9 protein-coding genes are annotated in these 6,777 nt (G+C 49.6%); 8 read left to right on the forward strand and 1 reads right to left on the reverse strand.

Features of this window, described 5'->3' with window-relative positions; genetic code table 11:
- The 4 genes from ACI3UA_RS02625 to ACI3UA_RS02640 form a co-directional block, all read left to right on the forward strand.
- A partial coding sequence (locus ACI3UA_RS02625; protein ID WP_439723277.1) for an extracellular solute-binding protein occupies positions 1 to 771 on the forward strand: 771 nt, incomplete at its 5' end.
- 370 nt (positions 772 to 1,141) lie between these two features.
- On the forward strand, positions 1,142 to 1,375 hold the full coding sequence (locus ACI3UA_RS02630; RefSeq protein WP_439723278.1) for a DUF3791 domain-containing protein: 234 nt from the start codon (positions 1,142 to 1,144) through the stop codon (positions 1,373 to 1,375).
- Positions 1,372 to 1,845: a DUF3990 domain-containing protein gene (locus tag ACI3UA_RS02635; RefSeq protein WP_439723279.1), complete on the forward strand. Its 474-nt coding sequence runs from the start codon at positions 1,372 to 1,374 to the stop codon at positions 1,843 to 1,845. Before ACI3UA_RS02630 ends, ACI3UA_RS02635 begins: the two co-directional genes overlap by 4 nt.
- Positions 1,846 to 1,916: 71 nt before the next feature.
- Positions 1,917 to 2,048, forward strand: a complete 132-nt coding sequence (locus ACI3UA_RS02640; RefSeq protein WP_439723280.1) for a hypothetical protein — start codon at positions 1,917 to 1,919, stop codon at positions 2,046 to 2,048.
- Positions 2,049 to 2,212: 164 nt separating this feature from the next.
- On the opposite strand, the gene ACI3UA_RS02645 is transcribed toward ACI3UA_RS02640, so the two are convergent.
- A complete protein-coding gene (locus tag ACI3UA_RS02645; RefSeq protein ID WP_439723281.1) occupies positions 2,213 to 2,578 on the reverse strand; it encodes a hypothetical protein in 366 nt (121 codons plus the stop codon).
- A 226-nt stretch (positions 2,579 to 2,804) separates the two neighbouring features.
- Here ACI3UA_RS02645 and ACI3UA_RS02650 point away from each other — a divergent pair, with 226 nt between their 5' ends.
- The 4 genes from ACI3UA_RS02650 to ACI3UA_RS02665 form a co-directional block, all read left to right on the forward strand.
- On the forward strand, positions 2,805 to 4,373 hold the full coding sequence (locus ACI3UA_RS02650; protein WP_439723282.1) for a histidine kinase: 1,569 nt from the start codon (positions 2,805 to 2,807) through the stop codon (positions 4,371 to 4,373).
- Positions 4,367 to 5,215: a response regulator transcription factor gene (locus tag ACI3UA_RS02655; protein WP_439723283.1), complete on the forward strand. Its 849-nt coding sequence runs from the start codon at positions 4,367 to 4,369 to the stop codon at positions 5,213 to 5,215. Before ACI3UA_RS02650 ends, ACI3UA_RS02655 begins: the two co-directional genes overlap by 7 nt.
- Positions 5,216 to 5,292: 77 nt before the next feature.
- The gene (locus tag ACI3UA_RS02660; protein WP_439723284.1) at positions 5,293 to 6,111 is read left to right on the forward strand and encodes an HAD hydrolase family protein; all 819 of its coding nucleotides are present in this window, start codon (positions 5,293 to 5,295) and stop codon (positions 6,109 to 6,111) included.
- Between the two features lie 160 nt (positions 6,112 to 6,271).
- Positions 6,272 to 6,777, forward strand: a 506-nt coding sequence (locus ACI3UA_RS02665; RefSeq protein ID WP_439723285.1) for a prephenate dehydratase domain-containing protein, incomplete at its 3' end; no start/stop codon positions are given.

Here is a 6,777-nt window from a genome sequence, read left to right on the forward strand (position 1 = left end):
GATATTTTCTGGGGCGGTTCCCTGAACACCATGAAGCCGAAGGCTGATTTGTTTGAGGATTATACTTCTGTGAACGAGGAGCATATTCAGCCGGCCTTCAAGAATACCGAGGGGCCTCTTACCCGATTTACCGATATTCCAAGCGTTATCATGGTAAATACCAACCTGATTGGGGACATCAAGGTTGAAGGCTATGAGGATTTGCTGAATCCTGCCCTGAAGGGCAAAATCGCCACGGCTGATCCGTCCAAATCATCCTCTTCCTATGAGCATCTGGTCAATATGCTGTACGCCATGGGCAACGGCAATCCTGATAACGGCTGGGCTTATGTGGAGAAGCTGTGCAGTAATCTGGATGGCAAGCTCCTGTCCGGTTCCTCTGCCGTGTACAAGGGCGTGGCTGACGGTGAGTATGCTGTGGGCCTGACCTTTGAGGAAGGTGGCGCCAAGTATGTGGCTGACGGTGCGCCTGTGAAGCTGGTCTACATGAAGGAGGGCGTAATCTCCAAGCCGGACGGCATCTACATCATCAAGAATGCCAAGCACATGGAAAATGCCAAGAAGTTTATCGACTTTATTACCAGCAAGGAAGCCCAGACCCTGATTGCCCAGAAACTGCATCGCCGCTCCGTCCGCGATGATGTGCCTGCGCCACAGGGATTGCAGGATAAGGCGACCATCAACATCATTCAGGATGATGAAACTGTGGTAAACCAGAACAAGAAGGCATGGCTGGATAAGTTCAAGGATATTTTCACCAGCACCAAGTAAGATGCCTTCAATATGACGTAATTTAACTGACTTTGCGAAGCTGACTGATAACTGCCGTAATCCACTGCGGCAGTTATTTTTTTCGTTGACTCCGTTCAGGCTAAAGATGGGCTGGTTTGCGGCAGTACCCATCCCTTTTCGTGCCTGATAGATACAAAAGTAATCATCGTTATTTATCGCAAAAATATGATAATTCGTCTTTGGCATTTATTACGGTCAAATTATATTTGATGGTTTGATATGGGGCAGATTTGGTTTATAATAGAAACAGGTACTTAAAGCTGTTTAGCTTGAGTTATGGAGGGCAAACAACAACTATATGTAATGGGGTCTTGGGGGTAGCGTATATATAAAGCAAAGGAGGATGCAGATGCAGGATAATATCAAAAATGCCAATGAGCTGGAATTTGCTGTCTTTTGTATTGAAAATCTGGCACAGCGTTTTAATATCACCGGTGCGGAAATGTATCGCCTGCTGGCGGAGAAAAGCAGTATTCTGGCAGATTATATTGTGCCGGGGTATGAAACGCTGCATACTCAGGACAAGGAATATATATTGGACGAGCTGGCTGAGGTTATGCGGGAAAGGGGCATTTCAGTATGATTTTATATCATGGCTCATATTTGGCAATTGTGCATCCGGATTTGCAGCATTCCCGTGCCCGAGTGGATTTTGGCAAAGGTTTTTACACTACGCCTATTTATGAGCAGGCGGAAAAATGGTGTCAGAGAATGAAAACACGTCATCGTCCGGGGATTATTTCCGTGTATGAATTTGATGAAGGGGCATATTCTGAGTTAAAAGTTTTGTCTTTTGAGGATTATTCGGAAGCGTGGCTGGATTTTATTTTGAGCTGCCGCCGGGAGCAGGATAATAGCGAATATGATCTTGTTATAGGCGGTGTGGCAAATGACAAGGTATTTAACACGGTGGAATTGTATTTTGACGGTTTGATTGATAAAAATGAGGCCATCAGGAGATTGCGCTACGAAAAACCTAATTTGCAGGTTTGCTTTCGTACAGCCAGAGCCTTATCTGTATTGAGATTTTTGAGGAGTGAGCAGGTATGTTAGCAAATCCGATTTTATTGCAAAAAAAATATGCGCGAATTGTGGCGCAGTTTGCTCAAGCGGAAAATATATCCATGAGCAGGGCATTGGAGTTTTTTTATCATTCTGTCACTTATGAGCTGATGAGCAAGGGGATTTCTGACATGCATTGCATGAGTGACGGCTATCTGGTAGAGGAATTGCAATTGGAGTATGCAACTGCTTAATCAAAGGTAGAGTTTGATAAGAACTGATACTGGCAATATGTTTTGCATGCAAAAGCCATCCTGGTCTGAATTGCACCCTATCAAGAGGATAATTATAAAATTTCTATGTAAAAAAGAAAGGCTGTTGCTTGATGAAAACCATCAAATGCAACAGTCCTTTTTTGTTAATGCATAGGTTTAATATTCAGTTCTTTTCTCCTTTTCTGATATTCAATAGCGTTACAAACTTTTTTATCAAGCTGATAATATTTTAAAACTTCTAATATACACATATCAGAAGTTTGGGATTCGATATTAGAAAAGTCATTCAGTGTAACGATATTATTGAAACTTTCTTTTTGAATATCAGTAAGATTATTGAGTTTGTTCCACCATTCATCAATCAAGCCTGTTTCATACTCATAGAAATTTCTGTAAATAAGCATTGTTTCAGGCATATACAAACGCTTAAAATATTCTTTTTCGTTTTCTCCAAAAGCTCTTTCAAAAAATTCTTTACCTCTGCCAATTTTTCCCTTGGTAGAGTTCAAAATAGCTGTTACCTCTTGTTTCTAAAAAAACCTTGCCAAAGTAGCTTTATATGGCACGTAGCAGTTCCGGTAGCAGTCAGATGGCATTTAGTGCTACATGAAAGGGTAATGAAAAGGGAATTTTCAAGTTTATTATGGAGTCAATTTAGTTTATAATATAGATAAATTAAATTGCTTCAGGAGAATGTTCAATATTTGGATAAACCGGAGGGCAAGGGGTGAGCTTGTGGGAAATTTTCAGCAGGATATAAGGAAAACCCTGATAAAATACGCGCTGGCACCGATTTTTGTGCTGGCTGTGCTGCTGGCCGTCTTTGCCTGGTGGAGCTGGCAGCATGATGTGGTACAGCGCAGTGAGGAGGCCGGGAGTGTGGCGGCGGAGGTGCTGGACAGGCTGCTTTTGGATTACGGCCAGCGGATTGAATACGTGGCAAACAATGGTGATTTTGCCAATATTCAAGACAACGCGGAGCATCGCCGCGCCCTTTATGAGTGGCTTTATCATGAGGTGAATATCGCTCATGATGACACACGGTTCTTTCTGGTGGACAGGGACGGACGGATTCTGCTGAGCAACCATACGGAGCTGCCTGTTTATTTGCAGTCCATGCCCATGAGCTGGGGAATCTGGCAGCGCATGGCCGCAGGCAGGGACAGGATTATCGCAGAGTTCAGCCCCCGTACCAGCCACAGGAACAGCGACCTGCTGCTGGGCAGGGCGGCTTTGCGGGATGGGGAAATTGAAGGCTACTGGCTGTTTGTGATTTCCGGCAATTATCTTGCCAACGCCATCAGCTCGCCCTATATGGATTTTGCTATGACGAACAGCTTTGGCTATGCCCAGGTGGCAACCAGCCCTGATTTGCAGGCGGGGGAGTTTCAGGCCCTGCCGGAAGCCTTTGCCGGGAAGAACAGGCAGACTGCGGATTTTAACAGGAGGGATTTTTATGTCACCAGCCAGCGAATCGGGGAGAGCGATTTTTACCTGTACAGCGCCATGCCTGTCAGCGATTTGAAGGCCAGATATGAAATGGCGGCGGCGGTGCTCTTAGGGATGCTTTCTATCATGCTGCCGGTGCTTCTCTATCTGGCGCGGCAGGAAAGCAAGGCGCGGGCGAAGGCTGTGGAGGAGCTGAATACCATCTTTGAGATGCGCCAGCTGGAAGCGCAGTTTCATCCCCATTTTATTTTTAATACGCTGGAAAACATCAAGTTCATGATACGGCTGAATCCTGCGGCGGCAGTGAAGATGGTGGTGAATCTGTCCTCGATTTTGCGTTACGGCATCAATAATCTGGTGCAGGAGGTGACGCTGGCAGAGGAGTGGAAATATACCAGGGCCTATCTGGAAATCATGCAGTACCGCTTTGGCAAAAGACTGCACTGCGAGTTTGATTTGCAGGTGGATATGGACAGGGTGAAAATCCCCAAGCTGATTTTTCAGCCGATTTTGGAGAATGCTATCAAGTATGGCGAGGCGGAGGACGGCTCCATCAGCGTGCGGCTGGGAGTGTATGAGATGGAGGGGGAGCTTATTATCAGCGTGGCCAATGGAGGGGCGCCGATACCGCCGGAGCAGATGAAGGCACTGCAGCTGCTTTTGCAGGGCAGGGACAATCCCACGGTGCATACGGGAATCTACAACGTGCATCGCCGCCTGCGCCTGATGTATGGGGAAAAGTACGGCGTGGCGGTTCATTCCGGGGAGCAGGGCGGCACTCTGGTGGAGCTGAAACTGCCTCTATCTATGCGGCAACGGCCGGCGGAGAGGGAAGGAGATGATATGCGGTGCTGAAAATAGCTATTGTGGAGGATGAGGAAATCATCCGCATGGGGCTGGCCTGTACGGTGGACTGGCAGTCCATGGATGCCCGGGTCGTAGGGGAGGCGGCCGATGGCGTGGAAGGGCTGGAAATAGCGGCGGCAGTTCATCCTGATGTGGTGCTGACGGATATCAAGATGCCCCGCATGAACGGGCTGGACATGGCGAAGGTGCTGGCGGAGCGGTATCCGTGGATGAAGGTTGTGTTCCTCACCAGCTATGCGGATTTTGAGTATGCTCGGCAGGCGGTGCGGCTGAATGCCTGCGACTATCTGCTGAAGCCCGTGGATGAGGAGGAGCTGGCCAGTCTTCTGGCGCGGCTCAATCAGGACAAGGCGCTTCATGGGGCTGACAGGCGCGATAGCCCTGCCGATGGCAGTGGCGGGGAAAATGCTGACGGAGCCGCGGAGACTGCCGGGGATGGCAGTACCGGGGCAGACGGGCTGGTGGACTGGCAGGAGCTGCTGATGCATGAGGGGCTCAATGTTTATGTGCGGCAGACGCTGGAAAAAATTCAGGCGGAGTATGCCTCAAGGCTCAGCATAGAGGATTGTGCGGAGGCAATGCAGGTCAGCACCAGCTACCTGAGCCGCAAGCTAAAAGAAGCCACCGGCCATACCTTTGGCACACTGCTGGCGCGCTACAGGCTGCAGGAAGCGCTGAAGCTGCTGGAGGATGGCAGGTACAAGGTCTACGAGGTGGCAGAGCATACGGGCTTCGGGGAGTACAAGAATTTCTGTCAGGTGTTTAAAAAGTACCTGTATGTGTCCCCCAAGCGCTACATGCAGGAGCGGGAGCTGAAAATTGTGAAATGATGCAGAATGGTATTGCTTCATCAATGCCGTTTGCAGGTATTGCGGATAGATATTGTTTATTTTTAGGAGGCTGTCGGATGGGTAAATACAGTGATTATGTGCTGATTTCGGATATGGACGGGACACTGCTCAGTTCCAGGCGGGAGGTTTCCAGGGAAAACAGGGAAGCCCTGCGGCGTTTTACGGAGGGGGGCGGCAATTTCTGCGTTGCCACCGGCAGGACGCCGGAGGATACGCGGCAGTTTTTGCAGGGCATTGAGATAAATACCTCCTGCGTGTTTTTTAACGGTGCCATGCTCTATGACTACAGGCAGGATAAAATCACCAGGGCTGTGACCCTGCAGGGGCAGAAATGGCGTGATTTTGCGGCCTTTGCAGTGGAAAGCTTTCCAGATTTGTGCACACAGGTATTTACCTCCGAGGTCTGCTATGTGGTCAGCAGGATTAATCTGGAGGATCCCCTGTGGGAACGCGCCACCTATGAGCATGTTTTCTGCCCTTTGACCGAGGTGACGGACAAGGACTGGCTGAAGCTCATGGTGCACGGGGAGCCTGCGCTTATCCGCCGGATGGCAGCGGCGGCAAAGGAAATGGGCATGGACGAGATTTCCAATAATTTTTTTGCGGCGGATGTCTGCTATGAGTTTGTGGACAAGGAGGCCTCCAAGGGGCACATGCTGAAATACCTGCGCCAGCTGCCTGAGAACAGGGGCAGAAGGATTATTGCCCAGGGGGATTATGGCAATGATACCTATATGCTGGAGATGGCGGATGTGGGCGTGGCTTCCGGCAATGCCCATGAGGATACCAAGGCGGCGGCAGATATTGTGGGCGTGACCTGTGATGAGCATCTGGCCTCATACGTTATCGGCCTGATAGACAAGGGAGAGATTTAATCAGGCATGCCGACCCGGATAAAAGCCGATTAAATTTGGAAACAATTCTTGAATCATACGAAATCATACGATATAATATAAGGTGCGTTAATGTCAGCTGTCCTGCAGGGCGGCTGGCGTTCCGTGGTAGTGCAGTGATGTTTATGGGAGATATGGTCAGATGAGCAAGATGGGATTTTTGGGGCCTCCCGGCACCCACAGCGAAGCGGCGGCTATTCATTTGAACAGCCTGTTGCCGATGCGTTACGGACTGGTACCCTGCGGCAATATTTACGAGGCGATTCATGCCGTGGAGCAGGGTGTGCTGGATTCCTGCCTGGTGCCTGTGGAAAATTCCATTGAGGGCTCCATCAACATCACGCTGGATACCCTGGCCGGCAGTGACCACCTCTGCGTGGTGCGGGAGCTTATCTGGGGTGTCCACAACAATCTCATGGTGAAAAAATCAGAGGTTGAGGGCGTGCCTATCAGGAAGATTTTGTCCCATTCCCAGCCTTTGTCCCAGTGCAGGGATTTTATCCGCTGTAATTATCCGCTGGCGGAGCTGGAGGCTGTGGCCAGTACGGCCATGGCGGCAAAGCTGGTGGCCGAGTCGGAGCCACTGGATGGCTGGGCGGCTATCTGCACCAGGCGGGGCGGCGAGCTGAACGGCCTTGAGCTGGTGGC

The organism is Anaerovibrio sp., assembly GCF_051866355.1.
GTDB lineage: Bacteria > Bacillota > Negativicutes > Selenomonadales > Selenomonadaceae > Anaerovibrio.